Annotated in this window: 24 protein-coding genes, 1 tRNA gene and 1 pseudogene; 14 read left to right on the plus strand and 12 right to left on the minus strand. The window is 61.7% G+C overall.

The window, feature by feature from the left end; all coding sequences use genetic code 11:
- Position 1 precedes the first annotated feature (1 nt).
- Positions 2-1,159: a phospholipase D-like domain-containing protein gene (locus AB4O05_RS11610; protein WP_460137455.1), complete on the plus strand. Its 1,158-nt coding sequence runs from the start codon at positions 2-4 to the stop codon at positions 1,157-1,159.
- A 54-nt stretch (positions 1,160-1,213) separates the two neighbouring features.
- Here AB4O05_RS11610 and bglX read toward each other — a convergent pair whose 3' ends face one another.
- Positions 1,214-3,505 carry a beta-glucosidase BglX gene (bglX, locus tag AB4O05_RS11615; protein ID WP_460137453.1) on the minus strand — a complete coding sequence of 764 codons (2,292 nt, stop codon included), beginning with the start codon at positions 3,503-3,505 and terminating at the stop codon, positions 1,214-1,216.
- A gap of 242 nt (positions 3,506-3,747) precedes the next feature.
- Between bglX and AB4O05_RS11620 the strand changes: the two genes are divergently transcribed.
- The 4 genes from AB4O05_RS11620 (at position 3,748) to AB4O05_RS11635 (ending at position 7,186) form a co-directional block, all read left to right on the plus strand.
- Positions 3,748-4,359, plus strand: a complete 612-nt coding sequence (locus AB4O05_RS11620) for a LemA family protein (RefSeq protein ID WP_460137452.1) — start codon at positions 3,748-3,750, stop codon at positions 4,357-4,359.
- Positions 4,360-4,377: 18 nt separating this feature from the next.
- Complete coding sequence (locus AB4O05_RS11625) at positions 4,378-5,106, plus strand: TPM domain-containing protein (protein WP_460137451.1); 729 nt, start codon at positions 4,378-4,380, stop codon at positions 5,104-5,106.
- Between the two features lie 31 nt (positions 5,107-5,137).
- On the plus strand, positions 5,138-5,755 hold the full coding sequence (locus tag AB4O05_RS11630) for a TPM domain-containing protein (RefSeq protein ID WP_460137450.1): 618 nt from the start codon (positions 5,138-5,140) through the stop codon (positions 5,753-5,755).
- 228 nt (positions 5,756-5,983) lie between these two features.
- Entirely contained in the window at positions 5,984-7,186 is a 1,203-nt protein-coding gene (locus AB4O05_RS11635; protein WP_460137448.1) for a class I SAM-dependent methyltransferase, read from the plus strand.
- A gap of 23 nt (positions 7,187-7,209) precedes the next feature.
- On the opposite strand, the gene AB4O05_RS11640 is transcribed toward AB4O05_RS11635, so the two are convergent.
- The 5 genes from AB4O05_RS11640 to AB4O05_RS11660 all read right to left on the minus strand — a co-directional run bounded on the left by AB4O05_RS11640 (position 7,210) and on the right by AB4O05_RS11660 (position 13,586).
- Complete coding sequence (locus AB4O05_RS11640; RefSeq protein WP_460137447.1) at positions 7,210-8,109, minus strand: DMT family transporter; 900 nt, start codon at positions 8,107-8,109, stop codon at positions 7,210-7,212.
- 101 nt (positions 8,110-8,210) lie between these two features.
- Positions 8,211-10,772, minus strand: coding sequence for a TonB-dependent receptor (locus AB4O05_RS11645; RefSeq protein WP_460137445.1), 2,562 nt, complete (start codon positions 10,770-10,772; stop codon positions 8,211-8,213).
- Positions 10,773-10,900: 128 nt separating this feature from the next.
- On the minus strand, positions 10,901-11,869 hold the full coding sequence (locus AB4O05_RS11650; RefSeq protein WP_460137444.1) for a FecR family protein: 969 nt from the start codon (positions 11,867-11,869) through the stop codon (positions 10,901-10,903).
- A complete protein-coding gene (locus AB4O05_RS11655) occupies positions 11,866-12,405 on the minus strand; it encodes an RNA polymerase sigma factor (protein ID WP_460137442.1) in 540 nt (179 codons plus the stop codon). The genes AB4O05_RS11650 and AB4O05_RS11655 overlap by 4 nt, the downstream gene beginning before the upstream one ends.
- 164 nt (positions 12,406-12,569) lie before the next feature.
- Entirely contained in the window at positions 12,570-13,586 is a 1,017-nt protein-coding gene (locus tag AB4O05_RS11660) for a DUF4917 family protein (protein WP_460137441.1), read from the minus strand.
- Between the two features lie 125 nt (positions 13,587-13,711).
- Here AB4O05_RS11660 and yiaY point away from each other — a divergent pair, with 125 nt between their 5' ends.
- The 9 genes from yiaY to AB4O05_RS11705 all read left to right on the plus strand — a co-directional run bounded on the left by yiaY (position 13,712) and on the right by AB4O05_RS11705 (position 22,044).
- A complete protein-coding gene (gene yiaY / locus AB4O05_RS11665) occupies positions 13,712-14,860 on the plus strand; it encodes an L-threonine dehydrogenase (protein ID WP_460137440.1) in 1,149 nt (382 codons plus the stop codon).
- Between the two features lie 92 nt (positions 14,861-14,952).
- Entirely contained in the window at positions 14,953-15,627 is a 675-nt protein-coding gene (locus tag AB4O05_RS11670) for an NAD(P)H-binding protein (RefSeq protein WP_460137439.1), read from the plus strand.
- Positions 15,627-16,580 (plus strand): LysR family transcriptional regulator, encoded by a 954-nt coding sequence (locus tag AB4O05_RS11675; protein WP_460137438.1) that lies wholly within the window; start codon positions 15,627-15,629, stop codon positions 16,578-16,580. The genes AB4O05_RS11670 and AB4O05_RS11675 overlap by 1 nt, the downstream gene beginning before the upstream one ends.
- A 102-nt stretch (positions 16,581-16,682) precedes the next feature.
- Complete coding sequence (locus tag AB4O05_RS11680) at positions 16,683-17,876, plus strand: CaiB/BaiF CoA transferase family protein (RefSeq protein ID WP_460137437.1); 1,194 nt, start codon at positions 16,683-16,685, stop codon at positions 17,874-17,876.
- Positions 17,873-18,814 (plus strand): hydroxymethylglutaryl-CoA lyase, encoded by a 942-nt coding sequence (locus AB4O05_RS11685; RefSeq protein WP_460137436.1) that lies wholly within the window; start codon positions 17,873-17,875, stop codon positions 18,812-18,814. The genes AB4O05_RS11680 and AB4O05_RS11685 overlap by 4 nt, the downstream gene beginning before the upstream one ends.
- Positions 18,815-18,874: 60 nt before the next feature.
- Positions 18,875-20,203 (plus strand): MFS transporter, encoded by a 1,329-nt coding sequence (locus tag AB4O05_RS11690; protein WP_460137435.1) that lies wholly within the window; start codon positions 18,875-18,877, stop codon positions 20,201-20,203.
- Positions 20,204-20,291: 88 nt separating this feature from the next.
- A complete protein-coding gene (gene fos, locus AB4O05_RS11695) occupies positions 20,292-20,708 on the plus strand; it encodes a fosfomycin resistance glutathione transferase (protein ID WP_460137434.1) in 417 nt (138 codons plus the stop codon).
- Positions 20,709-20,755: 47 nt separating this feature from the next.
- The gene (locus AB4O05_RS11700; RefSeq protein WP_460137433.1) at positions 20,756-21,397 is read left to right on the plus strand and encodes a LysE family translocator; all 642 of its coding nucleotides are present in this window, start codon (positions 20,756-20,758) and stop codon (positions 21,395-21,397) included.
- Positions 21,398-21,516: 119 nt separating this feature from the next.
- Entirely contained in the window at positions 21,517-22,044 is a 528-nt protein-coding gene (locus tag AB4O05_RS11705) for a DUF4142 domain-containing protein (protein ID WP_460137431.1), read from the plus strand.
- Between the two features lie 54 nt (positions 22,045-22,098).
- Here AB4O05_RS11705 and AB4O05_RS11710 read toward each other — a convergent pair whose 3' ends face one another.
- From AB4O05_RS11710 to AB4O05_RS11735, 6 genes and pseudogenes are all read right to left on the minus strand, one after another.
- Positions 22,099-22,524, minus strand: a complete 426-nt coding sequence (locus tag AB4O05_RS11710; RefSeq protein WP_460137430.1) for a low affinity iron permease family protein — start codon at positions 22,522-22,524, stop codon at positions 22,099-22,101.
- 113 nt (positions 22,525-22,637) lie between these two features.
- Positions 22,638-23,138, minus strand: a complete 501-nt coding sequence (locus AB4O05_RS11715; protein WP_460137429.1) for a methylated-DNA--[protein]-cysteine S-methyltransferase — start codon at positions 23,136-23,138, stop codon at positions 22,638-22,640.
- A 141-nt stretch (positions 23,139-23,279) separates the two neighbouring features.
- Positions 23,280-23,584: pseudogene (locus AB4O05_RS11720) on the minus strand (DUF6482 family protein).
- A gap of 23 nt (positions 23,585-23,607) precedes the next feature.
- Positions 23,608-24,132: a DUF3833 domain-containing protein gene (locus tag AB4O05_RS11725; RefSeq protein ID WP_460137427.1), complete on the minus strand. Its 525-nt coding sequence runs from the start codon at positions 24,130-24,132 to the stop codon at positions 23,608-23,610.
- A gap of 229 nt (positions 24,133-24,361) precedes the next feature.
- Positions 24,362-24,435: transfer RNA gene (locus tag AB4O05_RS11730), tRNA-Gly, on the minus strand.
- A 156-nt stretch (positions 24,436-24,591) separates the two neighbouring features.
- Positions 24,592-25,476: an alpha/beta fold hydrolase gene (locus AB4O05_RS11735; RefSeq protein ID WP_460137426.1), complete on the minus strand. Its 885-nt coding sequence runs from the start codon at positions 25,474-25,476 to the stop codon at positions 24,592-24,594.
- Between the last annotated feature and the right edge of the window lie 250 nt (positions 25,477-25,726).

Here is a 25,726-nt window from a genome sequence, read left to right on the forward strand (position 1 = left end):
CGTGAGCGGCGCAGTGTTCCCCTGGCGCAGCGCCAACCAGTTCGAGTTGCTGATCGACGGGCCGCGTTTCTTCCCGCAGATGTTGGTGGGCATTGCCCGCGCCGAGCGCCAGGTTGATCTGGAGTTGTACCTGGTGGAAGCCGGGGCCTGCGCCGAAGCCCTGGTGCAGGCGCTGGTCCTGGCGGCCGAGCGTGGCGTGCAGGTGCGCTGCCTGTTTGATGATTACGGCAGCCTGGCATTCACGCTTGGGCTGCGCAAGCGCTTGACCGATGTGGGTGTGGAGCTGCGTTTCTACAATCGTCTGAACTGGCGGCGCTGGATGCGCAACCTGTATCGCGACCATCGCAAGTTGCTGCTGATTGACCAGGCCATTGCCGTGGTCGGCGGTACCGGCGTGACCGATGAATTCTGGACACCAGGGCAAGACACCGCCGACTGGCACGAAGTGATGGTGCAGATCAGCGGCCCGCTGGTGCTGGACTGGCAAGCGCTGTTCGACCGCCAATGGCACGCCAACGCGGCGCGCCGGGAGTGGAAGCCCTCCACCCATTTCGGGTTGCCGCGCCTGCCCAAGGTACCGGCGACCGGGCCCGGCCTTGGTCGCGTTGCCTATGCCGACGCCCGGCAACACCGCGACATCCTGCAATCGCTGATCCGCGCCTTGAACAAAGGCCAGCAGCGTATCTGGCTGGCCACCCCGTATTTTCTGCCCACCTGGGGCGTGCGTCGTGCCTTGCGTCGTGCCGCAGGGCGCGGGGTGGATGTGCGCCTGCTGCTCACCGGCCCGCGCACCGACCACCCGTCCGTGCGTTACGCAGGCCACCGTTATTACCCGCGGTTACTGCGTTCGGGGGTGCAGATTTTTGAATACCAACCGTGCTTTCTGCACCTGAAAATGGTGCTGGTGGATGACTGGGTGAGCGTCGGCTCATGCAATTTCGACCACTGGAATCTGCGCTTCAACCTGGAAGCCAACCTCGAAGCATTGGACCCGGAATTGACGGCGGCGGTGGCGAGCAGTTTCGAGCGCGATTTTGCCCAGAGCCAGGCGGTGAGTCTGGAGGCGTGGAAGTCGCGGCCATTGTGGCGGCGGGTGAAGCAGCGGGTGTGGGGGTGGGTTGATCGGTTGGTGGTCAATCTGCTCGACAGACGCGGCTGACGGGATCACCTGTAGGAGCGAGGGGGCGCCTAGTTCCTACAGGTGTTCTAGCTCTTACAACAACTCGAACGTCTGCTGTTGCACATCCTGGGAGTCCAACCCGATCTGCACATTGAACTCGCCCGGCTCCGCCGCGTACTTGAGTTGGGTGTTGTAGAACTTCAAGTCGTCTTCGGTGATGGTGAAGTGCAAGGTGCGTTCTTCACCGGCCTTGAGCATGATTTTCTGGAAGTTCTTCAGCTCCTTGATCGGGCGGATCATCGAGCCGGCCACGTCCTGTATATACAGCTGCACCACGGTTTCGCCGTCGACCTTGCCGGTGTTTTTCAACGTGACGCTGGCATCGAGCTTGCCGGTCTTGTTCAGGGTGGTGGACGACAGCGCCATGTCCGACAGGCTGAACGTGGTGTAGCTCAGGCCATAGCCGAATGGGAACAGCGGCCCGGTGGTGTCATCGAAGTACTGCGAGGTGTAGTTGCCCGGCTTGCCTGGGGTGAATGGCCGGCCGATGGTCAGGTGGTTGTAGTAGGTCGGAATCTGCCCCACCGAACGCGGGAAGGTGATCGGCAGTTTACCCGACGGGTTGTAGTCACCGAACAGCACGTCGGCGATGGCGTTGCCGCCTTCGGTACCGGAGAACCAGGTTTCCAGGATCGCGTCGGCCTGTTGGGTTTCTTCCACGATCGACAGCGGGCGGCCGTTCATCAGCACCAGCACCAGCGGTTTGCCGGTAGCCTTGAGCGCCTTGATCAGGTCGCGCTGGCTTTGCGGGATGTTCAGGTCGGTGCGGCTGGAGGACTCGTGGGACATGCCACGGGATTCGCCCACGGCGGCGACCACCACGTCGGCCTGCTTGGCGGCCTTGACCGCTTCATCGATCATTACCTGCGGCGAGCGCTGGTCATCCACCACTTCCGGGGCATCGAAGTTGAGGAAGTTGAGGTAGTCGACCACGGCCTTGTCGTTGGTGATGTTGGCGCCACGGGCATAGATGACCTTGCCTTTCTCGCCGATCACGGCATTCAAGCCATCGAGCAGGGTCACCGATTGTGCCGGCTTACCCGCGGCGGCCCAGCTGCCCATCATGTCGATCGGCGCCTTGGCCAGCGGGCCGACCAGGGCAATGGTCGCGGACTTCTTCAGCGGCAGCGTGTTGTCGTGGTTTTTCAGCAGTACCAGGCTGCGGCGCGCGATGTCACGGGCATCGGCGCGGTGCAGGCGGCTCTCGGCGTAGGTGTCGGCCGGGTCATCCTCGGCCTTGCCGATGCGCAGGTACGGGTCTTTGAACAGGCCCATGTCGTACTTGGCGCCGAGCACTTCGCGCACAGCGTTGTCGATGTCGCTCTGCTCGATCTCGCCGGACTTGAGCAGCCCCGGCAATTCCTTGCGGTACAACGAGTCGTTCATGCTCATGTCGATGCCGGCCTTGATTGCCAGCTTGGCGGCTTCACGCCCGTCCTTGGCCACGCCGTGCTTGATCAGCTCGAAGATCGCGCCATGGTCGCTCACGGCCAGGCCCTTGAAGCCCCAGTCCCTGCGCAGCAGGTCGTTCATCAGCCAGGTGTTGGCGGTGGCAGGCACACCGTTGATCGAGTTGAGCGCCACCATCACACTGCCGGCGCCGGCCTTGATCGCGGCGTGGTAGGGCGGCAGGTAGTCCTGGTACATCTTGACCGGGCTCATGTCGACCACGTTGTAGTCGCGCCCGCCTTCCACCGCGCCATACAGGGCAAAGTGCTTGACGCTGGCCATGATGCTGTCGGCATTGGCGGGGCTGGCGCCCTGGAAGGCCTTGACCATCACTTGTGCAATGCGCGAGACCAGGTAGGTGTCTTCACCGAAGCCTTCGGAGGTGCGGCCCCAGCGCGGGTCGCGGGAGATGTCGACCATCGGCGCAAAGGTGATGTCGAGGCTGTCGGCGGCGGCCTCCTGGGCGGCGATGCGCCCGGAGCGGCCGATGGCGTCCATGTCCCAGCTGGAGGCCAGGGCCAGGCTGATCGGGAAGATTGTGCGGTGGCCGTGGATCACGTCATAGGCGAAGAACATCGGGATCTTCAGGCGGCTGCGCATGGCCGCGTCCTGCATCGGACGGTTTTCCGGGCGGGTGATGGAGTTGAAGGTGCCACCGATGTGGCCGGCGGCGATTTCCTTGCGGATCAGCTCGCGGGGCATTTCCGGGCCGATGCTGATCAGGCGCAATTGGCCGATCTTTTCATCGAGGGTCATCTGCTTGAGCAGGTCGCTGACAAAGGCGTCCTTGTCTTTAAGCGCAGCAGGCTTTGTTTCTGCCCAGGCGGGGTGGGTGGCCAGCGTTGCAACAAGGCCGAGCAAACACAGCTTTTTCATGAATATCCTTTTTCGGCTCACTGCACAGCATCCGGGGAACGCTGTCGGCCAAAATGTGGGGAGCGTCTATTGTTGTTCGGGTGTTGTTCAGATAAATGCAGCACACTCTGAACTCTTTATCGCGCTGGGCATCTTTGTAGCTGATTGGCTCGATGCATGCCAGTGGTGGCGGATTATGCCCCAAGCGCGTGGTTTATAGGGTTAGTCATCACATTCCATCCAAGTTGGGCAGGAGAAACACCATGCAAGCAGCACACGGTTACCGCTGGGGCTTGAAAGCCGCGGCTTTGCTATTGATCAGCACGGTGCTCAGTGGTTGCGGCATCAACACTATTCCCACCCTGGACGAGCAGGCCAAAGCCGCCTGGGGCCAGGTACAGAACCAGTACCAACGCCGCGCCGACCTGATCCCCAACCTGGTGGAAGTGGTCAAGGGCTACGCCGCCCATGAGCAAGATACCCTCACCGCCGTGATCGAAGCGCGGGCCAAGGCCACCTCGATCCAGGTGGATGCCAGCACCCTCGACAATCCGGAAAAACTCAAGCAGTTCCAGCAAGCCCAGGATGGCTTGAGCAGTGCTCTGAGCCGCCTGATGGTGGTGTCCGAGCGTTACCCGGACCTGAAGGCCAACCAGAATTTCCTGGCCTTGCAATCCCAGCTTGAAGGCACCGAAAACCGTATCGCCGTGGCCCGCCGCGACTTTATCCAGGCCGTGCAAGCCTATAACACCGAGATCCGCACGTTCCCCGGTCGCCTGTGGCACAGCGTGATGTACAGCGACCTGCCGATCCGCGCCACGTTTGAAGCCACCAGTGCCGATGCCGATAAAGCGCCGCAAGTGAAGTTCAAATAAGGCTGCATTGAGGTGTCGATGCGTTTATTAAGGATAGGCCTGGCGCTGTGGCTGTTGGCCTGCGTGGGCGTGGCCCAGGCGGCGTTGACCTTCCCGGCGCTGACCGGGCGGGTGGTGGATAACGCCCAAATGATCGACCCTGCCACGCGCCAGCAGCTGACCCAACAATTGCAGGCGCTGGAGCAAACCACGGGTGACCAGATCGTGGTGGTCACCGTGCCCGACCTGCAAGGCGTGCCCATTGAAGACTTCGGTTACCAATTGGGCCGCCAGTGGGGCATCGGCCAGAAGGGCAAGGACAACGGTGCGTTGCTGATCGTCGCCCGCGATGAGCGCAAGTTGCGCATCGAAGTCGGCTATGGCCTGGAAGGCGTGCTCACCGATGCGCAGTCCTGGGTGATCATCAACCAGGTGATCGCGCCCAAGTTCAAGGCCGGTCATTACAGCCAGGGCATCAGCGACGGCGTGGCGGCAATGCTCCAGGTGGTGGGCGGCGAGCCGCTGGCGGTGCCGGCCCATGTGGCGGATGCCAACTTTGCCAAGGATAATCCGGGGTTTTCCATTGGCCTGTTTATCCTGCTGATCGGTGTGTTGTGGCTGTGCAACCGCATGGGCTTGCCGGTGGGCGCTATCCTGCTGGCGATCCTCAGCAGCAGTGGGCGCGGCGGCGGGGGAGGCGGTGGCGGTGGTGGTTTCCGCGGCGGCGGTGGCGGTTTCGGCGGTGGCGGCGCTTCGGGTGGCTGGTAATGACAATAACGAGAAAAGAGCATCTACAACCATGGCACTACTGACTGAACACGAGCAACGCCAAGTCGCCGAGGCGATTGCCCGGGTCGAACAACAGACTGACGCCGAGCTGGTGACCGTGCTGGCCGCGCGTGCCGACGACTACGCCTATATCCCGTTGTTATGGGCCAGTTTGATCGCGTTGGTGGTGCCGGGTGTGGTGCATTACGTGTCGGGCTACCTGAGCATGTACACCTTGCTGTTGGCGCAGTGGGCGACGTTCATCGTGTTGTGCCTGGTGTTTCGCCTGCCCAAGGTCACCACCCGCTTGATCCCCCGCTCCGTGCGCCACTGGCGCGCATCCAACCTGGCGCGCCGGCAGTTCCTGGAGCAGAACCTGCACCACACCGTGGGCAGCACCGGGGTGCTGATTTTTGTCTGCGAGGCCGAGCGCTATGTGGAGATCCTGGTGGACGACGGTATTTCCACGCGCCTGGATAACAGCAGTTGGGATGCCATCGTCAAGGTGTTTACCCGGCAGGTCAAACAGGGGCAGACATTGGCCGGGTTCATTACCTGCATCGAGGCGTGCGGGGAGTTGCTTAAGGTGCATGTGCCGGTGACGCAAGCTCGGAATGAATTGCCTAACCGCCTGGTCGTACTCGAATAACCCAAGCCACACAATGGCTCTTGCAGGCGCTGGCTTGCCTGCGATGCAAGCAACTCGGTCTATCAGGCAACCGAGGCGATGCCATCGCGGGCAAGCCCGGCTCCTACATAAAGCAGTTCCCACATTTGATTTGCGGTGGGTTATCGACCGTTGATCAAATAACCCCGTGCCCTAAAACCCCATCCCCCCTAAAATGCCTGGCATTCACTGCCCGAGGCGTTTTTGTTCATGTCTGTCACCGTTCAACCGGATCACCACGCCCAGTTCATCGAACTGCTGAACACAAGCCTGGCGCAGAACGCCTTTATCAAGCTGGTACTGGCCAAGTACGTGGGTGAGGACGCCGAGTTGCAACGGCTGATCATCAAGCCGGTGACGGTCAAGGAGCAGGCGTGCCTGTCCTTCGTCTACCGCTACAAGACCCGCGACATCACCAAGAACCTGCCCCTGGCCGACGGTGTGGCGGCGATTGCCGAGTTGCTGCCGGCCTCGTTCAAGAACGCGCACCTGTTGTCGCTGACCGACGAAGCCCAGCTGGAATACAGCAAGAAGAACAAAAGCGCGCTGTTCAAAAGCAAACCGCAGCAACTGCGCGAGGCGCCGTCGGCCGAGCATAACCGCGAGAAGCATCGCTTCCTCGACCTCAGCCGGCCGTTCCTCGCCGACCTGGGCGTGACCGACGCCAAACAGGCGCTGATCCCGTCGATGTCGCGCAAGTGGAAACAGATCAACAAGTTCATCGAGGTGTTCAGCCATGCGTTGACCTCGTCACCGCTGAAGCTGGACCAGCCGGTGCGTGTCGCCGACTTCGGCTCGGGCAAGGGCTACCTGACCTTCGCCATCCACGACTACCTGCGCAACACCCTCAAGGCCGATGGCGAAGTCACCGGCGTGGAACTGCGCGAAGACATGGTGACCCTGTGCAACACTGCCGCCGCGCGCCTGGAACACCCGGGGCTGGTATTCAAATGTGGCGACGTGCGCAGTGTGGCGCCCAGCGAACTGGACGTGATGATTGCCCTGCATGCCTGTGACATCGCCACCGATTATGCGATCCACACCGGTATCCGCTCCGGTGCGTCGATCATCATGTGCTCGCCGTGCTGTCATAAACAGATCCGCCTGCAGATCCAGAGCCCGGTGCTGCTCAAGCCGATGCTGCAATACGGTTTGCACCTGGGCCAGCAGGCGGAAATGGTCACCGACAGCCTGCGTGCACTGTTCCTCGAAGCCTGCGGCTACGAGACCAAGGTGTTCGAGTTCATCTCCCTGGAACATACCAACAAGAACAAGATGATCCTGGCGGTCAAGCGCGCCGAGCCGGTGGACAACGCGCAGTTGCTGGAGAAGGTCCAGCAACTCAAGGCGTTCTACCACATCACCGACCACTGCCTGGAAACCCTGTTGCGCGCGGATGGCTACCTGGCCTGAATACCTGTGGGCTTGCCCCACATTCAGACCGTGCTCGCCTTGGGCACGGGCGCAGGCTGCACCGCCGTCTTGCGCCCCAGCATCACTGTCACGATCACCCCACACGCAAACACCCAGGTAATCGGCTCGATATGTTCGCCAAAGAACAACGCCGAAAACGCGATGGTGAAGAAGATCTGCAACAGCTGAATCTGGCTGACCCGCGCAATGCCACCCATGGCCAGCCCGGCGTACCAGGCAAAGAAGCCGAGGAACTGCGAGAACAGCGACACGTAGCCGAACGCCCACCAGGTGCGCATTGAAATCGCACCTTGATGTTGCGCCGCCAGGTACCACACCGGGCCGATTAACAGCGGGGTCGACAACACCAACGCCCAGCAGATCACCTGCCAGCCGCCCATTTCCTTGGCCAACCGGCCGCCTTCGGCATAGCCCAGGCCACCCACGGCAATCGCGCCGAGCATCAGCAAGTCACCCGCCTGGATACTGCCGGCCCCGGTGATCAACGCATAACTCAACACCAGCGCACTGCCCAGCGCCGCGCAGGCCCAGAAGGCTTTTGACGGCCGTTCATGGGACAGCCACGCCGCGTACAACGCCACGCACAGCGGTTGCAAGCCGTTGACCAGTGCGCCATGGGACGCCGGCAAGGTTTGCATGGCCCATGCCGACAGCACCGGGAAGCCCAGGATCACCCCGGCAATCACCAGGCATAGCCCGCGCACCTGGCGCCAGGTGGGCCAGCGCTCGCGGCGCCACAGCAACAGCGCCGCCGCCGGCACCGCCGCGAACAGGGCGCGGCCCAGGCCGTTGAGCAGCGGGTGGAGGTCCTGCACCACGATGCGTGTGAAGGGCAGGGTCAGGCTGAAGATGATGACGCCCAGCAGGCCGAGGGCCATGCCGGTATTTTCGCGCGAGCTCATGGGGGGTAACCGCAATTCAGAGGGCTTCAAGGGAAGCCCATCTAGCCACAACCCCCGTCGATCTAGGGTCTACAGCTGGGTACGGATTTATCCGTACAGTTCTAGAAGAAGCGTGTAACGCTGATCCTTGCATCGCGCCCTTTGGTGTAGGCACGGTCGCCGCTCAAGGCCGGGCGGAAGTTGTTGTTGAACATATTGTCCAGGGTGAAGTTGACCTCGGTGCCCTTGAGGTACGCCTGCTGCGGCTTCCATTTGGCGAACAGACCCTGGGTGTTGTAGCGCTTGTTGCCGTATTGGTCGTAGAACAGGTCGCCGACGCTGGAGCCGGGGCCGCCGGAATACTTGTCACTTGGCAAGCGCTCGGTCGCACCGATGAACTGGCCCATCCATCCCACTTGGGCATCCCACGCCGGGATGTGGGTGCCCAGCACCAGCACCCATTTGGTCGGCGGAATATCCCGAGCCGATACGTCCGGCCCCCAGGGGTTGGTGTAGGCACCTTCGTGCTGGCCTTTGGCGTAGGCGTACGACACCGAGCCGAACAGGTATGTGGAGTTATAGAACGACTCGACCTCGAAGCCCTTGATGGTCAGGCCGCCGATGTTGCGGTAATTGGACATCGCGCCGGGAGGGCACGCGGTGCCTATAGTGCCGCCGTTCACCGCCTGGTTCTGGCAGCCCACACCGGTGGACTTGAAGATTTCATCTTCGACTTTGTTGTGGAACAGCGTGGTGCGTACTTGCAGGTTGTCATCCCGGGTGAGCAGGTTATCGAAGCTCGTGATGTTACCCAGGGTGATCGAGGTGATGCGCTCCGGGTCCAGGTCGACGCTGGTCGCCGTGCGATTGCCCAGGCCTTGTACTTCGTACTGTTCGTCGATCACCGGCGCGCGCCAGGTCCGGCTCCAGTTGGCGAACAAACCAACCTGCGGGGTCACGGTCCAGAACAGCGCCAGGCGCGGCGACCAACCGGTGTAGGTGCGGTCGCTGTAGTCGTGACCGACCGCAGGGTTGGGGTTGCTGTAGTAAGGCGCGTCGTTGGCTTCGCCGCGGTTGCGCACATGGTCGTAGCGCAGGGAAGGGGTGAGGGTCACGTCGCCGAGCGTTATCGCATCCTGGATGAAGAAGCTGTTGGTATCGACCTTGCCGTGGGGCATGAAACCTGGCTGGAAATGCCCGTAGTTGTAGCGCGGGGTGTTGTAGGTGGTGCCTGGCATCCACATCTCGGTTTCGCGCACGTGCTTGCGGATCTGCCCGCCCAGGGTCAGTGCATGCTGCAAGGGGCCTGTATCGAAGAGGCTGACGTTGCGCACGTCGAGGAGCTTGTCGGTGTAGGACGTGTCCATCTTGCGCCCACCGGTGGCCAACTGGAAAAACGCCGTGGCGTCGCGCTCGTCGGTCTGATCGGTATTGGACTGGGAATACTTGACGGTCACGTCCACCAGTGGGTTGTCCAGAGGCTGATATTCATACTTGCCAGACCAGGTGGTGTCGACGGTGTTGCGGTGAGCCAGAAAACGTTTCAACGCCCCTTCGTATCCATAGCGGTCGATGTTGGCCTGGGTCGGTGGCGTGGGGTAACTGGCGGCGGAAAACGGCGTCCAGCGGTCGCTCTGGGAGCGCGAGTAAGACAGGCCGACACTGTGCTCATCGGTGAAGTGTGCATTGACCTTGAACAGCTTGCCGTCCACATCCTGGGCGGTGTTGGGCAGGCGTTGGGGGTTGATCGGGTATTGATTGTCTTCGTTGGGCAGCTTGGCGGCCAACTTCATGTCGTCGCCGTCGCGCTGGGTCAGATAGACCAGGGCGTCGAAACGACCATCTTCGGTACGGCCATACGCGGCGCCGCTGTACACCTGTTCGTGATCATTGCTGGAATAACCGTATTTGAGCATTGCGCCGCTGTTGCGGCCGTCCTCGAGCAGGTCCGGGGCGTCCTTGGTGGTCATGTTGACCGTGCCGCCAAAACCGCCGTTGCCGCTGAAGGGCGAGTTGGGGCCTTTTTCGACCTCGATGCTTTTGATCAGCTCAGGTTCGATAAACACGGTGCCTTGCTGGTAGCGCTCGAAGCCGCTCTTGCTGGCACCGTCGACCGTCAGCGGCACGTCCTCGGCATCGCCGAAACCACGGATATTGATGGTCTGGCCGCCGGGCTTGAGCGAGCCGCCCTGGCTGACGCCGGGCAGGGTCTGCAACAGACTGGGGATGTTGTTGGCTTGATAACGGTCGATATCCGCTTGGCTCAACGTGGAACGGCCGACGGTACTGGAGTCGACTTCGTTGCCGGTGCCGATCACGCTCAGGGCGTCCAGCTGGATGACAGCGCTGTTGGTGCTTTTGGCCTCTTCGGGCTTTACCACATAAGTGTTGCCAACCTTGATCAAGATGAGGTCGGTGCTGTTTTTCAGCAGGGCGCGGATCGCCACTTCGGGTGTGAAGTGACCGCTCAGTGACGGCGCCTGTACGTTCTTGAGCAGGCTTTCATCGAACAGCAGCTGGATTTTCGCCTGCTGCGCGACCTGGCTCAGGGACGTGGCCAGGGGCTGGACGGGCAGTTGCAGGTTGAGCGACTCAGCCTGGGCGTTGAGGCTGAACGCCAGGCTGGTGGCGATGAGGGTCGGACGCAGAAACAGGTACGAAGCAGGGCAAGGCGCGCGAAACATGAAATCCCCCGGTGCGGCTGGATAGCCAGAAAGGTGTGCGTATCAAACACAGACGGGAGGAAGACGGGGCTGGCCAAAAAAACCACACGTGCGAATGCAAAATATTCTCATGTGTGGTTTTTCGCCGTTCACCGGACAGGTTCGATCCGCACCCCGCCATCGGCCGACACCACGGTTTTTACCGGCAGCAGGGCGGGCAGGGCATTGAGCAAGGCGTCTGGATCATTCACATCAAGATTGCCCGAGACCTTCAGGTGCGCCACGGCGTTACTCACCTGCAGCGGCGCTTGGGGGCGGTACAGACTCAGTTCGTCGATCAGGCTGGCCAGTTCGCGGTTGCGAAACGACAAGTGCCCGCTGCGCCAGTCCGCGACTTCTTCGGCGGTCAGGGTTTGCTGCTGCAACGTGCCCTTGGCATAGCTGTAGCGGGCGCGTTGCCGCGCGCCAAGCAGGGTGACCGGGCTTTGCGCATCCGGCTTGAAGCCGACTTGGCCATGGGCGACGCTGACCACCAGTTGCTGCTGGCTGCGGCGCACATCGAAACCGGTGCCGACCACTCGCACGTAGGCCTCGCCCGCCTTGACGAATAACGGGCGTTCCTTGTCGGCGGCAACCTCGATATATAACTGGCCCTGGTCCAGATACAGGTTGCGTTGGTGCGCGCTGAAATCCACGCGCACGTGCGTATTGGCGTTGACGTACAGCGTACTGCCATCGGGCAGGTCCAAGGTGCGCATGCCTTTGGCCTGGGCGGCGACCTCGGTGCGATAAAGTTCGCGGGGCGCGCCGACAGGTGTGGCCAGCGCGGCGCATAACAGCGCGGCGGCCACGGCCACGGCAGGGCGCCACACCGACGGTTTGCGCGTGGGCAATGCCACGGGTTTGCTCAGTTGCTGCAACTGGGCCAGGTCCGCCCACAGTTGCTCGAATTCGGCGTAGGCGCGGGCATGGGCCGGTTCGGCCTGCCAGGCGGCAAAAACCTTGCGGTCGGCGCGGTTCATCTCGTTGCGGTTGCGGGCAAACCAGCTGGCGGCCTGGGCGTCGATGGAGTCGCTGGCTTCGATGTCCAGGGCGTCGCTGTTGCTCAGGCGGTTCATTCTGGCTGCTCCGTGCCGGGGTCGTTTTGAAGGCGTCGCTTGCAATGCAGCAGGGCAAAGGCAATGTGCTTTTCCACCATACTGGTCGAAATGCCCATGCGCTTGGCAATCTGCGCCTGGCTCAGGCCTTCGAAGCGGTGCAGCATAAGGGCTTCTCGCCTGCGGGGCGAGAGTTCGGCGAGGACTTCTTTCAACTGTTCCAGGCGTTGCAGGCGAAGCGCGGCGGCCATGGGCTCGTGTTGCTCATCGGTGACCGGCTCGGCGTCGCTGTCGACCTGATCGGCGTGGACGGTGTGCCGGATCTGCTGCTTGCGCCAGTGATCACGCAGCAGGTTGCGCGCCATCTGGAACAGAAACGCCCGGGGTTGCTCGACCTTGGCCCGGTCGCGGTAACCCAGCCATTGGGTAAACACATCCTGGGTCATGTCCGCGGCGTCGCTGGCGTTGTCTGTACGTTTGCGCAGGAAATACAGAATGTCCGTATAGAACCTGCGAAAGGCATCGGCCGACAACGGGTCGGGCTTGGGACGAGACATGGATACCCTTCTTGGCGAAGCACGACGTGGGAAAGTCGTGGATGGTATCGAGAATCATTGTCATTTGTCTCTATTTAAAGCATCTACCCCGCGCGGTTGTCGGGGGTGGTGCGCAGATGCGAAGAATGACCGCGGTGGATGCTGGAAATGCGATCACCTTTTGATCAGCGTTCCACCGGCACCGACAGCGCTGGGTTACCGAGTGCATGCGTGCGCGCCGCAAAAAATTTCAGCTGCGCACCGCAGCCGTCAAACAACTGCGAATACCGCCGTTTCTGCTGGCGAATAAAGCCGTCGCTACGGCCCGACACCGAGATCGCCAGGGTGGTCGGCCTGGCTTGGCGAATGGCATCGACCAGGTGTTCATCCTGCGCTCCCAAGTCATGGCCGAAGATACACAGCGCGCCCTCATGGCTCAGCAATTGCTCATAGCAGAACGACAGATAATCCGAGCTGCGGATGGTCTTGAGCTTTTCTTGCACCGTGCCTTCGCTGACAAACAACGGCACATCGTCCAGGGTTTTGATGGTGTTGTTGATCGCAAAACTGCTGAGCAAGGTACTGTCGGTGGACGGCAGTTTGCGCGCGGTGCCATCGAGGTTACGCACCAGGTGCAGGCCGCCGTGCAGGTACAGGATGCGCGGGGTATCGGTGCGGATGTCGCGCAGGTCGAAGCTGGCATCGGCGCCGCGGAACAGGTCGTCGATACCCGGTGTGTGCAGGATCGCCCAGTAGTTGAGCAGGTCGTAGTTGCTGGTGAACACCGTGGCATAACGCGCCAGTTCCGCGTTGATCGTCGTCAGCGTGGAAGGTTGCACCAGGCGCCACGGGATATGCACGCCGTGGATGGTGTTGATCAAGGCTTCCTTGATCGCGTAGTAGCGGTTACGCGGCGCCGCCGAGCTGACGGCCAGTGCCTTGTTGACCCGGCTGGTGGTTTTCAGCGCGCCCAGGGCTTGCTCGAAGCTACGGGTCTGCAGGGCATCGAACACGCTGAGTTCTGACTGGCTCAGGGGTTTTTCTTCAACGGTGCGCGCGTTTTCGAACAGCGAGTCGTAGGCAAAGTCTTCCCAAATCGCCCGGCTTGCGCCGTTGCCGATCAGAATCCCGCTGAAGTCGAGGGTGTCGCGCAGCGCGCTCCAGTCTTCAAGGTGGGCGTCAATATCCTGGAAATCCTTCATTGCGGCGGGTCTACTCGAAATCGGCTGGACGGTGACTTTATCACGAGTGGGCGTTGATCCTGATCAAGGTGCCGCAGGCGGGTGAGGTTGATGCTATCGGTATAAACGCCATCCGAGGATTCGCCATGAGCAGCACCTTCTTCATTCCCGCCGTCAACATCATGGGCACCGACTGCCTCGACGAAGCCATGGTCGCCATCCGCAACTATGGCTTTCGCAAGGCATTGATCGTCACCGATGCCGGCCTTGCCAAGGCGGGTGTGGCCAGCATGATCGCCGAGAAATTGGCAATGCAGGACATCGACTCGGTGATCTACGATGGCGCCAAGCCCAACCCCAATGTGGAAAACGTTGAGAAAGGCCTGGCGCTGTTGCAGAAGAGCGCTTGCGATTTCGTGGTGTCGCTGGGCGGTGGTTCGCCCCATGACTGCGCCAAGGGCATTGCGCTGTGCGCGACCAATGGCGGGCATATCGGCGACTATGAAGGGGTCGACCAGTCAACCAAGCCACAACTGCCACTGGTTGCGATCAACACCACCGCCGGCACCGCCAGCGAGATGACTCGCTTCTGCATCATCACCGACGAAACCCGTCACGTGAAAATGGCCATTGTCGATCGCAACGTCACACCGCTGCTGTCGGTCAACGACCCATCACTGATGGTTGGCATGCCCAAGGTCCTGACCGCCGCCACCGGCATGGACGCCCTGACCCACGCCATCGAAGCCTACGTGTCCACCGCCGCCACGCCGATTACCGACGCCTGCGCGATCAAAGCCATCGAACTGATCAGCGCCAACCTGCGCCTGGCCGTGCGCGACGGCAGCGACAAGGCCGCGCGGGAGAACATGGCCTACGCGCAGTTCCTCGCCGGCATGGCCTTCAACAACGCCTCCCTGGGGTTTGTACACGCCATGGCCCACCAACTGGGCGGCTTGTACGACCTGCCCCACGGCGTGTGCAATGCCGTGCTGCTGCCCCATGTGCAAAGCTTCAACGCCAGCGTCTGCGCCAAGCGCCTGAGCGATGTGGGCCGCGCACTGGGTGCCGACACCCCGGGCGTCACCGATGAAGAGGGCGCCCAGGCCGCCATCGCCGCCATTCGCAGCCTGGCCCTGGACGTTGAAATCCCGGCCGGCCTGCGCGAGCTGGGTGCCAAGTTGCAGGACATCCCACTGCTGGCCACTAACGCGTTGAAGGATGCCTGCGGGTTGACCAACCCACGGCGCGCGGATCAGCGGCAGATTGAGGAGATCTTTCGCAGCGCGTTTTGAGGGGGCAGCCTTAAGCTGCAAGCGTTAAGCTACAAGTTGGATAGGTTCAACCTGTAGCATGAAGCTTGCGGCTTGCCGCTGAGGTCCCCCTTATGAGAGTTCTACTATTCGGCGCCACCGGCATGGTCGGTCAGGGCGTTCTGCGCGAGTGTCTGTTGGCCGCTGACGTGCAGGAAGTTGTCGCGGTCGGCCGCACGCCGTTGCCCCAGGAGCACGGCAAGCTGCACCAGGTATTGCACAGCGACATGCTGGATTTCCATCCCCTGGAAAACCTGCTGCAGGGCTTTGATGCCTGCTTCTTTTGCCTCGGCGTTTCATCGGCGGGCATGAATGAAACCCGGTACACCCACCTCACTTATGACCTGACGCTGGTTGCTGCCAGCACCTTGGCGCGACTCAATCCGCACATGACGTTTATCTATGTATCCGGCGCCGGTACGGACAGTACCGAGACGGGTAAGTCGATGTGGGCGCGGGTCAAGGGCAAGACCGAGAATGCCTTGCTGCGCTTGCCGTTCAAGGCGGTGTACCTGTTCCGGCCGGGGGTGATCCAGCCGTTGCATGGCGTGCGTTCGAAGACGCCGTTGTACCAGGCCTTTTATACGCTGCTGGGGCCATTGTTGTCGTTGGTGCGCCGGGTGAAACCGGGCTGGGTGGTGAGCACCGAGACCGTCGGCCGGGCGATGTTGACGGTGGTGCGTCATGGCGCGCCGCAGTCGGTGGTGGAGCAGGCCGAGATCAACCGTCTGGCCAGCGAACCTCGCTGATGTTGCACAAAAGCCTGGTGCGCCGCCTCGATCTGATCACCCTGCAACTGTTTGTCGCGGTGTTCGAGGAGGGCACGTTGACCCGTGCCGCCACCCGCGAAGCCATCGCGGTGTCGGCCGCGAGCAAGCGCCTGATGGAGCTGGAGCAGGTGCTGGGCGTGAGCCTGTTCGTGCGCCGGGCCAAGGGCATGGACCTGACGGCCGCCGGCGAAACCCTGTTGCACCACGCGCGGCAGATGCTGTTCAACGTCGAGAAAATGGGCCTGGAGCTGGGCGAACATAGCCATGGTGTGCGCGGCTACGTGCGGATGCTGGCCAATCTCTCGGCGATCATTCAGTTCCTTCCCGAAGATCTGCGGGATTTTTCCGAGCTGCATCCCGAGGTGAAAACCGACCTGGAGGAACGCCCCAGTACCGGCGTGGTGCAAGGCGTGCTCGACGGCGTGGCGGACCTGGGCATCTGCTCCTGCGACACCGACACCCGCGGCCTGCCAAGCGTGACCTATCGCCACGACAAGCTGGTGGTGCTGATGCCGGCCGATCATCCATTGGCCGCCCGCGAAACCCTGGCGTTCAGTGACACGCTCGGCAGCGATTATGTGGGCCTGCACGCCGCCAGCTCGATCAATATGCGCTCCTACGCGGCCGCGCGCGAGGCCGGCAAGCTGCTGCGCCTGCGTATTCACGTGCCGGGTTTTGATGCGATGTGCCGGATGGTCCAGGCCAATATGGGCATCGGCATCCTGCCGCATAAGGCCTACGAGTTATTCGGTCGCGCGCTGGGCCTGCACGCCGTGCCGCTGACAGATGCCTGGTCCAATCGCAGTTTGATCCTGGTGGCGCGCGACGAAGCGCAATTGTCGCCGGTGAGCCGCTTGTTGTTCGATTACTTGAGTCTCTCGACGCCGTCTCTGGAGCAGCCTGACAGCCTGGTCCTACAGAAAAGTCGCTGAGCGTTCGCCTTTTGCGAACGCTTCTTGCCAACTGACGGTTGGATTTTTCCCGTCGCTGTCCTCTAGCCTTGGCGCACATTCCAGGAATAAGAGGTACACGCCATGACGGCTCCCCTGAGCGGGATCAAGGTGATCGAGATCGGCACCCTGATTGCCGCGCCGTTCGCCGCCCGGCTGATGGCCGAGTTTGGTGCCGAGGTGATCAAGATCGAAGCCCTGGGCCAGGGCGACCCGCTTCGCAAATGGCGAAAGCTGCACGAAGGCACATCGCTGTGGTGGTACCTGCAATCACGCAACAAGAAGTCCCTGGCCCTGGACCTGAAGTCCAGCGAAGGCCTGGCGCTGATCAAACAACTGCTCGGCGACGCCGACGTGCTGATCGAAAACCTGCGCCCTGGCGGCCTGGAAAAACTCGGCCTGGGCTGGGACGTGTTGCACGCCCTCAACCCCAAGCTGACCCTGGTGCGTATCTCTGGCTACGGCCAGACCGGCCCCTACCGCGACCGCCCGGGTTTCGGCGCGATTGGCGAGGCCATGGGCGGGATCCGCTACACCACCGGCAACCCGGATTCGCCACCGGCGCGGGTGGGGGTGAGCCTGGGGGATTCGTTGGCTTCCCTGCACGGCGTGATCGGCGCATTGATGTCGCTGCTGCGGGTCAAGACCGGCCAGGGCGATGGGCAGATTGTCGACGTGTCCCTGGCTGAAAGCGTGTTCAACCTGATGGAAAGCCTGGTGCCGGAATACGACATGCTCGGCCATGTGCGTGAGCGCAGTGGCGGGGCGCTGCCGGGTATTGCGCCGTCCAACACCTACCTGACCGCCGACGGCGCCTATGTGGTGATCGCCGGCAACAGCGACCCGATCTACAAGCGCCTGATGACCGCCATCGGCCGCGTCGATATGGCCGAGGCCCCCGAGTTTGCCCACAACGATGGTCGTGCCGCCCAAAGCGCGGTGCTGGATGCGGCGATCACCCATTGGACCAGCAGCCTGCCCATCGACCAGGTGCTCAGTGCCCTCGAGGCGGCCGAAGTGCCGGCCGGGCGCATCTACTCGGTGGCCGATATCGTCAACGACCCGCACTACCAGGCGCGGGATATGTTGCTCGAGGCCGAGCTGCCCGGTGGGGTGTCGGTGAAGATGCCGGGCATTGTGCCCAAGCTCTCGCAAACCCCCGGCGCGGTGAACTGGCCGGGCCCGGCGCTGGGCCAGCACACCGATGACATTCTCGGCGGCCTGGGCCTGAGCGGTGCCGACATCCAACGCCTGAAAAACTCGGGAGTGGTGCAATGATCCAGGACTATGGTGACCCGTTGATCGTGCAGGAAGTGTCCCCGCGCGATGGCCTGCAAATCGAGCCGACCTGGGTGGAGACGGCCGACAAGATTGCGCTGATCGACCAGCTTTCCCGCGCCGGATTTTCCCGGATCGAGGCCGGCTCGTTCGTCTCGCCCAAGGCCATTCCTGCGCTGCGCGATGGCGAGCAGGTATTCCATGGCATCGAGCGCAGGCCAGGCGTGATCTACGTGGCGCTGGTCCCCAACCTCAAGGGTGCGCAGCGCGCCATTGCGTCCCGCGCCGATGAGCTGAACCTGGTGATGTCCGCCAGCCAGACCCACAACCTGGCAAATATGCGCATGCGCTGCGAGGCGTCGTTGGCGGCGTTTGCCGACATCGTCAGCTTTGCCGGCGAGCATCCGGTACACCTCAACGGCAGTATTGCCACGGGTTTCGGTTGCCCGTTCGAAGGCAAGGTCGATGAAGACCGCGTCGTGCAAATCGTCGAGGCGTATCAGGAACTCGGCATCCAGGGCATCAGCCTCGCCGACACCACCGGCATGGCCAACCCGCGCCAGGTGGCGCATCTGGTCAAGCGCGTGTTGCAGCGCGTCGCGGCCAGTGACCTGACCCTGCATTTCCACAACACCCGCGGCCTGGGGTTGTGCAATGTACTGGCTGCCTACGAAGCCGGTGCCCGGCGCTTCGATGCGGCGCTCGGCGGCCTCGGCGGTTGTCCGTTTGCGCCGGGGGCATCGGGCAATATCTGTACCGAAGACCTGGTCAACCTGTGTGACGACATGGGTATTCACACCGGGATCGACCTGCCGCACCTGCTGCACCTGTCCCGCCGTCTACCGGCACTGTTGGGGCATGAATTGCCCGGCCAGGTGGCCAAGGCCGGGCGCAATTGCGACCTGCATCCACCCCCGGCGTACATCGCCACCTTGTAACCCTCGTACCAGACAACAAAAACAATCGGCGGCCTGTGAGCCGTCCGCTGGAGAAAAACAATGAGCACTAATCCGTTGGAGGCCGGCGCGCGCCCGGCCGTTGCAGTCGATCCGATCAAAACGGTAGTCAACAAGGTTGCCTGGCGCCTGATGCCGCTGATCATGGTCTGCTATCTGTTCGCTTTTTTTGACCGTATCAACATCAGCTTTGCCAAGTTCCAGTTGCAGGCCGACCTCGGGTTGAGCAACACCGCTTACGGCCTGGGGGCCGGTCTGTTCGTGATCGGTTACGTGATCTTCGAAGTGCCGAGCAACATGATGTTGTACAAGGTCGGTGCCCGCCGCTGGATCGCACGCATCATGGTGTCCTGGGGACTGGCCACGGCGGCCATGGTGTTTGTCACGGCGGAGTGGCAGTTCTATGCCCTGCGCTTCGTGATCGGCGCGATGGAGGCCGGGTTCGCTCCGGGTGTGCTGTATTACCTGACGCTGTGGTTCCCTCAGGATTTCCGCGGGCGGATTACCTCCCTGCTGTTCCTCGCCTCGGCGTTCGCCGGGCTGGTGGGCGCGCCGTTCTCCGGCCTGGTGTTGGAACACTTGGACGGCGTATTGCAAATGCGCGGCTGGCATTGGCTGTTCCTGCTGGGTGGCTTGCCTTGTGTCGCGTTGGCGTGGCTGGTGCTCACGCAATTCAAGGACCGCATCGAAGATGCGCCCTGGCTGAGTGCCGAAGAAAAGACCCTGTTGTCCAGCCGCATCGCCGTGCATGAAGTGCACAAGAAAGGCTCGCTGCTCCAGGCCCTGCGTATTCCCGGTTTCCTGATGCTGGGGCTGATTTACTTCCTGATTCAGGTGGCGTCCTACGGCCTCAACTTCTGGGCGCCGCAATTGATCCGCAGTGCCGGTATCGAAAGCCCGGTGGTGATTGGTCTGTTGACCGCCATCCCCTACATCTGCGGGGCGATCACCATGGTTGTGGTGGGGCGCTGGTCGGATGCCACCGGTGAACGGCGCAAGTTTGTCAGTGGGTTGGTGGCGATGGGGGCGGTCGGATTTTTCTGCGCCGGGATCTTCGATGATCACACCACCTTCCTGATTATTGCCCTGGGGCTGTTGGGTGCCGGCATCATTGCGTCGATCCCGACATTCTGGACCTTGCCGCCGAAACTGCTGGCAGGCGCCGGAGCCGGTGCCGCCGGGGGCATTGCGTTGATCAATACGCTGGGGCAGTTGGGCGGTATCGTCAGCCCGGTGATGGTGGGGCGTATCAAGGACGTCACCGGCAGTACCACGCCGGCGCTCTATGTCATCGGCGTGTGCGCCTTGATCGCCGCCGCCCTGTTGCTGTGGGGCCTGCCGCACAAGCTGCGTAGTTCCGACAAGCGTTGACGGCTATTCACGCGGCGCGGTTGCAGGGGGTGGTGGGGCCGGTGCAAGGTGTATCGTTCGAACGCCACTGATCACCAAGGAACATCCCATGCTCTCGGGCTTCAACCACTTGACCCTGGCCGTGACCGATGTACCGCGCAGCGTCGATTTCTACCATGAGCTGTTGCAACTCCAACTTGACGCTACCTGGGAGGGCGGGGCCTACCTGTCCTTGCCGGGGCTCTGGCTTTGCTTGTCGCTTGACCCCCAGCGCCAGGCCGGTCCGGCCGCCGATTACACCCATTACGCCTTCACGGTCGAGGCGGGGCATTTCACCGCATTGGTCTCGCGCCTGCGCGCCGCCAACGTGCGGGAATGGCGCGACAACCGCAGCGAGGGCGCGTCGTTTTATTTTCTCGATCCGGACGGTCACAAGCTGGAGGCTCATGCCGGCGACTTGGCTTCGCGCCTGCAAGCCTGCCGCAGCCAGCCTTACGCCGGAATGAAGTTTTACCCGGCGCACTGAAACATGCAGAATCAATCACCTTCAAACGTCTGTCAGAGCGTTCCCCCATGACCCCATCGTTGCTGCTCGCCGTACTCGCTTCGGGTTTTATCTACGGTATTACCCCGGGGCCTGGGGTGTTGGCCGTGTTTGGCATCGGTGCCGCTCGCGGTCGTCGCGCCGGAGCGGGTTTCCTGTGCGGGCATTTGCTGGGGGATGTGGTGTGGTGCAGTACCGCGTTGATTGCGATTGTCGGCGCACGGGAAGTCGGTAGCGGTGCGTTCGATGTACTGGGCGTGCTCAGCGGCCTGTACCTGTTCTGGCTCGGCTGGCGCGCGATCCGTACCCAGCGCCGTAGCAGCGATGCGCCCCAGGGCGCGGCGCGGCACCCGTTCTGGCACGGTATCCTGTTCGGCCTGACCAACCCCAAGGCTTACCCGGTGGCGGTGGCAACGTTTACGGCGTTGTTGTCCAGCCGTGCCGAGTTGCTGACCTGGGCGATGCTGCCGTCGCTTATTTTCCTGAGCTTCATCGGTGGCATGGCGGCCTACGCGATTTTGATCGGCGTGGTCGGCGCCCAGCGGGTGCGCACGGTGTACCAGCGCCACGAAATTCTTATCACCAAGCTCTGCGGCGTGATGTTTATCGGTTTCGCTATCAATGCTCTGGCGCACGCTTTACCTGGCCTGTTTGGGAGCAAACCTGCCTGAGCGGCAGACGACCGTTCGTCGCGCGGGTAAGTTTTTTCTAAACCTTTGCCGCCCTGAAAATTCGAATTCAGGGCGGGGAGTATTCCCCCGCACCTATTTTTGCCTTGGAGGAACCCATCATGAGCCGCATGGCTATCCGGTTACGCACCGCCAGTTTCGCGATGCTGCTGGGCCTCGGCGCCAGCAATGCTTTCGCCCAGTCGCCTGCTGAATTCATCGAGCAGGCGTCGGCCAAAGGCATGGCCGATATCGAAACCAGCCGCATGGCCCACGCCAAGACCTCGTCCCAGGAAATCAAGGACTACACCATCGAGGTGATCAACGAGCGGACCCTGGCCAACCAGCACCTGGCGGCCATCGCCAAGAAGCTCGACCTGCCCGTGGCGCCGCGCGAGAAAATCGTCGACAAGGCCGAGACCCTGATGCCCGAGCTCAAGGACGGCGACTCCTTCGACGCCGCCTACACCGCGCAGCAGGTCAAGGAAAACGAAGACGCCATCGCCCTGTTCAAGCGCGAAGGCGCGGCGTCGAGTGTGCCGGAAATCAAAGCGCTGGTGGACGAGACGCTGCCTAAATTGGAAGAGCGTCTGCAGAAAGCCCGTGCCCTGGCATCTACCTACGGCAAGGGCCATCAAGGTGACGGTTGAGGCCGTGACGTGATATGAAAAACGGCGGTTGGATCTTCTCCAACCGCCGTTTTTTCATGCCTGGTTCAAGTCGGTCTTGGTCGCTGCCGCATCATCGGCGGTGTGGCCGCAACTGCTGTTGAGGCTGACCGTGCCGGTACTGCCGATGCTGCGGTATTCCTGGCGCAGTTTTTCCAACTCTTTGCGGTCCAGGCCATCAAGGCTCAACACGGCGTTTTGCGCATCCTTGGACACGCGCAGCAGTTCATCGATCTTGATGTGCAGGATGTCGTTGTCGCGGTTTTGCGTGTTCTGGATCAGGAACACCATCAGGAAGGTGATGATGGTGGTCGAGGTGTTGATGATCAACTGCCAGGTGTCGTTGTAGTGGAAATACGGCCCGCTCAAGCTCCACAGGAAAATCAACGCGACGGCCGCATAGAACGTCCGGGCACTGCCTGCCCAGCGGGATAGCGATTGTGAGACTGCGGAGAATTTCATGACCATTTTCCTTAGTGAGGGGGTGATGAAATGATGGACCGCAGCGGCTCGCTGAAATTTCCTTTTACAATTTGCGCGGTGAACAACGCTGTACGTTTTTGCCACGCGGGCGCTTAGAACGCCAACGCCGCCTGGCCGGTACCCTCCAGCGCCAGCAGGTATTGCTTGGCTTCCAGGCCGCCGGCAAACCCGGTCAGGCCGCCCGATGCGCCAATGACGCGGTGGCACGGCGCAATGATCGAGATCGGATTGCGCCCATTCGCCGCGCCCACCGCGCGCACGGCCTTGGGGTTGCCAATCTGCCGGGCGATCTGGCTGTAGCTGCGGGTTTCGCCGAAGGGGATGGTGAGCAGTGCCTGCCAGACCTGTTTCTGAAAGTCGGTGCCGGTGAAGTCCAATTCCAACTCGAACCGGTGACGGGTGCCGGCGAAGTATTCGTTCAACTGGCGCTCGGTTTCCAACAGCACCGGGCAGTTATTGGCCTCGTGCAGTTCGCCCAGGCGTACGCGGTTGGCGCGTTCGCACTCCCACAAAATGGCGCTGAGCTTGTCGCCGCGTGCCACCAGGGTGAGCACACCGACAGGGGAGGGCATGAGCTTGCAGGGCGAGGACATGAGCGGGATCCTGGGTTGGGTGAGCGCTCACTATAGAACACCTCACCCCGTGGAAAACTGCGTTTCTTGCGGTTGAATTCGGGCCGATCAGTGACCCTGGGGCTGCCCTTGCCAGATAGTTGCTGACCTCAGATGCTCACCCTAAAAAGACGAGTTCAGCGTAAACGCAATCCGCAACCCGCCAATCGGCCCTTCACGCGTGCCGCACATTTCATCGTGAACGCTGTGCTGTACAGCACGCAGGGGAACGGTGGAATGCCTTGCAACAGGTCCCGCAGGTGCGTGGTGGAGCGGATGCGCAGCGGCTGTTGATCATCGCCCTGCAATGTCGTTTCAGTGTGCTCCAGCCGCACGCGCGCGAGGTACACGCCGCCCTCCAGCGACAGCAGTTCCAGCTCGCGTATTTCGCCCTTTGCAGCCAGTTCGGCCAGCCTGTGCAGATTCATGATTGCCCCTCACGTTGCGTCGGTTATTGGCGGCGAAAGAACAAGGTGACCTGGCCCCATTCGACACCGAACTTGGACATGCTCGAACGGTTGATCATCGTGTCCTCGTCCATCAGGTACATCCAGTCGTCAAAACTGACTTCGTAGACGGCGCCATCCACTGCAAGATTGAGGCGGTAGCGCCAGCGCAGTGCGTTCCCGGCCACTTCGCCGATGGCCTCGCCGACCACATCCCCCGCGCGGCCACGCCAGCGGCCAGGGCCATCCGGCGTCAGCGTCCACACGCGCTGCTGGCGCGTACCATCGCTGTAGAGAAAGCGTTCATCGAGAATCAGCGCCTCGCCGTCGCGCCGGCTGGTGATGGTCACTTCAAAACGCTTGGCCACTTCACCCGAACGTTTCTCGAATATCCCCCACGCCTTCACGGGCTTGCTGAAAAACCGCACAAGGTCCAGCTGGGGTGTCTGGTCGGCATAGTGCTCGACACCCACGTTGCCGCAACTGCTCAAACTCAATGCCAGCAACAGAGAAATCAATAGACGCGTCATGAGCCGGCTCCTCGAACGCGCGAGGCACCGCGCCATCGCTCAAGGGAGATAGTTGTACAGAAATATAGTTTTGTACAGGTTTTGTCGGCGGAGTGTTTCGGGTTTGCCAACCGCCGCCTGCCAGACGCTGCCCAGGATGCTAAATCGCGCGCATAAAAAAACCGGTCATCAAGGACCGGTTTTTACGCATCCCCCGTCAAAAACACCTGACGCGGGAGCACTGTCTGAGTGGAGCGGGTGAAGGGAATCGAACCCTCGTTATCAGCTTGGGAAGCTGGAGTAATGCCATTATACGACACCCGCTCAGAGCGGCTGACTTTGTACCAGATGTGCGCACTGATTTGAAGTTTTTCTTCGAAAAATGTGCCGGTTGGTTGCATTCAATACGGCGATCAACGGGGCCAATGCAAGCGTGGGCGTGCGCTTCATAACACGCCCGCGCTTGCAAAGGCTCTCATCTCAAATCGCAAACGCATGTTGTGGCTGGCCCTGGTGATAGCGCAATCGGCTGACCTGCCGTTCCGGTTTCAGAAAGCCCACCACCGCGTCGCGGCTGTCCCGGCATGCCGCCTTGTGCTCCATGTCCAGGAAATGCCCTGTCGCCTGAATGGTGCTGAAACTGCTCTTGGCCACGTACTGCCCGAACTGCCTGGCATCCTGGGCGCTGGTGTATTCGTCCCATTCGCCGTTCAAGAACAGTACCGGCACGTCGATCTGCCTGGCGGCCTTGAGGTAGCAGAGCCGATCGCTGTGCAGCACTTGGCTGATGTGAAAGTGCATCTGCCCATATTCATGCTCGGCCAGGCTGCTCACATGCTTGTAGTTGAAGCGTTTGAACAGCGACGGCAGGTGTTTGCCGATGGTGCTGTTGACGAGGTGGCCGATGCGGTCGCGGTCGAGGTTGCCGAGGTAGTCGACGCCGCGCTCCAGGTAGTTGCGCATCGGTGCATTGATCACCGGGGAGAACGAGCTGATCACGGCTTTTTCCACGCGACGCGGTCGGTGGGCGAGGGCGACCAGGGCGGCGGCGCCGCCCCACGAGAACGACAGCACGTGTTCGGCGGCAAAGTGGTCGATCAGCTCCAGCAGAATCTGGCCCTCGACTTCCTTTGTCAGCATGTGCTCATGACGGTTATGGATTTTGGAACGACCGGCGTAGGGCTGATCGTACAAAACCACATTGAATTGCGGGTACAGGCTTTTCACGGTTTGGGCGAAGGATGCCGTGGTGGCCATGGAGCCGTTGACCAGGATGATGGTCTTTTCAGCAGCGTCCGCGCGATAGAACTCCGTGTAAACCCGATACTGACCCTGTATATCCAACACAGCGATTTCTGGCCTCATGTCGTAAGACTCCTGGCAAGCGGGTAGGGCGCGCAGATCACTCTGCACGAGCTTTGTGACAGGTAGGCATACGCCTGGAAGATGAGGGCCCATGTCGGTCCGATGACGGCTGGCCGACGGGTGTTGTTATGGCGGGCTGTTTGCCGGGAAGGCCCGTGGATCAAGCGCGGGCGGGGCAAGGTGGTTCTTGGAGGTTATAGGTGACGCGCCAGTCATCATGTGGCTGGTGATAGAGAGTCAAGCACAGCCC

The sequence above is a fragment of the Pseudomonas sp. S1_G07 genome (assembly GCF_054668565.1).

Bases quoted from the DNA above. Each gene is read 5' to 3' on its own strand.
- AB4O05_RS11630 (WP_460137450.1), top strand. From the start codon at position 5,138: ATGGCACTACTGACTGAACACGAGCAACGCCAAGTCGCCGAGGCGATT.
- AB4O05_RS11670 (WP_460137439.1), top strand. From the start codon at position 14,953: ATGAGAGTTCTACTATTCGGCGCCACCGGCATGGTCGGTCAGGGCGTT.
- AB4O05_RS11710 (WP_460137430.1), bottom strand. From the start codon at position 22,524: ATGAAATTCTCCGCAGTCTCACAATCGCTATCCCGCTGGGCAGGCAGT.
- AB4O05_RS11635 (WP_460137448.1), top strand. From the start codon at position 5,984: ATGTCTGTCACCGTTCAACCGGATCACCACGCCCAGTTCATCGAACTG.
- AB4O05_RS11675 (WP_460137438.1), top strand. From the start codon at position 15,627: ATGTTGCACAAAAGCCTGGTGCGCCGCCTCGATCTGATCACCCTGCAA.
- AB4O05_RS11640 (WP_460137447.1), bottom strand. From the start codon at position 8,109: ATGAGCTCGCGCGAAAATACCGGCATGGCCCTCGGCCTGCTGGGCGTC.
- AB4O05_RS11645 (WP_460137445.1), bottom strand. From the start codon at position 10,772: ATGTTTCGCGCGCCTTGCCCTGCTTCGTACCTGTTTCTGCGTCCGACC.
- AB4O05_RS11620 (WP_460137452.1), top strand. From the start codon at position 3,748: ATGCAAGCAGCACACGGTTACCGCTGGGGCTTGAAAGCCGCGGCTTTG.
- AB4O05_RS11625 (WP_460137451.1), top strand. From the start codon at position 4,378: ATGCGTTTATTAAGGATAGGCCTGGCGCTGTGGCTGTTGGCCTGCGTG.
- AB4O05_RS11660 (WP_460137441.1), bottom strand. From the start codon at position 13,586: ATGAAGGATTTCCAGGATATTGACGCCCACCTTGAAGACTGGAGCGCG.
- yiaY (WP_460137440.1), top strand. From the start codon at position 13,712: ATGAGCAGCACCTTCTTCATTCCCGCCGTCAACATCATGGGCACCGAC.
- AB4O05_RS11735 (WP_460137426.1), bottom strand. From the start codon at position 25,476: ATGAGGCCAGAAATCGCTGTGTTGGATATACAGGGTCAGTATCGGGTT.
- bglX (WP_460137453.1), bottom strand. From the start codon at position 3,505: ATGAAAAAGCTGTGTTTGCTCGGCCTTGTTGCAACGCTGGCCACCCAC.
- AB4O05_RS11655 (WP_460137442.1), bottom strand. From the start codon at position 12,405: ATGTCTCGTCCCAAGCCCGACCCGTTGTCGGCCGATGCCTTTCGCAGG.
- AB4O05_RS11715 (WP_460137429.1), bottom strand. From the start codon at position 23,138: ATGTCCTCGCCCTGCAAGCTCATGCCCTCCCCTGTCGGTGTGCTCACC.
- AB4O05_RS11705 (WP_460137431.1), top strand. From the start codon at position 21,517: ATGAGCCGCATGGCTATCCGGTTACGCACCGCCAGTTTCGCGATGCTG.
- AB4O05_RS11650 (WP_460137444.1), bottom strand. From the start codon at position 11,869: ATGAACCGCCTGAGCAACAGCGACGCCCTGGACATCGAAGCCAGCGAC.
- AB4O05_RS11680 (WP_460137437.1), top strand. From the start codon at position 16,683: ATGACGGCTCCCCTGAGCGGGATCAAGGTGATCGAGATCGGCACCCTG.
- AB4O05_RS11700 (WP_460137433.1), top strand. From the start codon at position 20,756: ATGACCCCATCGTTGCTGCTCGCCGTACTCGCTTCGGGTTTTATCTAC.
- AB4O05_RS11685 (WP_460137436.1), top strand. From the start codon at position 17,873: ATGATCCAGGACTATGGTGACCCGTTGATCGTGCAGGAAGTGTCCCCG.
- AB4O05_RS11725 (WP_460137427.1), bottom strand. From the start codon at position 24,132: ATGACGCGTCTATTGATTTCTCTGTTGCTGGCATTGAGTTTGAGCAGT.
- fos (WP_460137434.1), top strand. From the start codon at position 20,292: ATGCTCTCGGGCTTCAACCACTTGACCCTGGCCGTGACCGATGTACCG.
- AB4O05_RS11690 (WP_460137435.1), top strand. From the start codon at position 18,875: ATGAGCACTAATCCGTTGGAGGCCGGCGCGCGCCCGGCCGTTGCAGTC.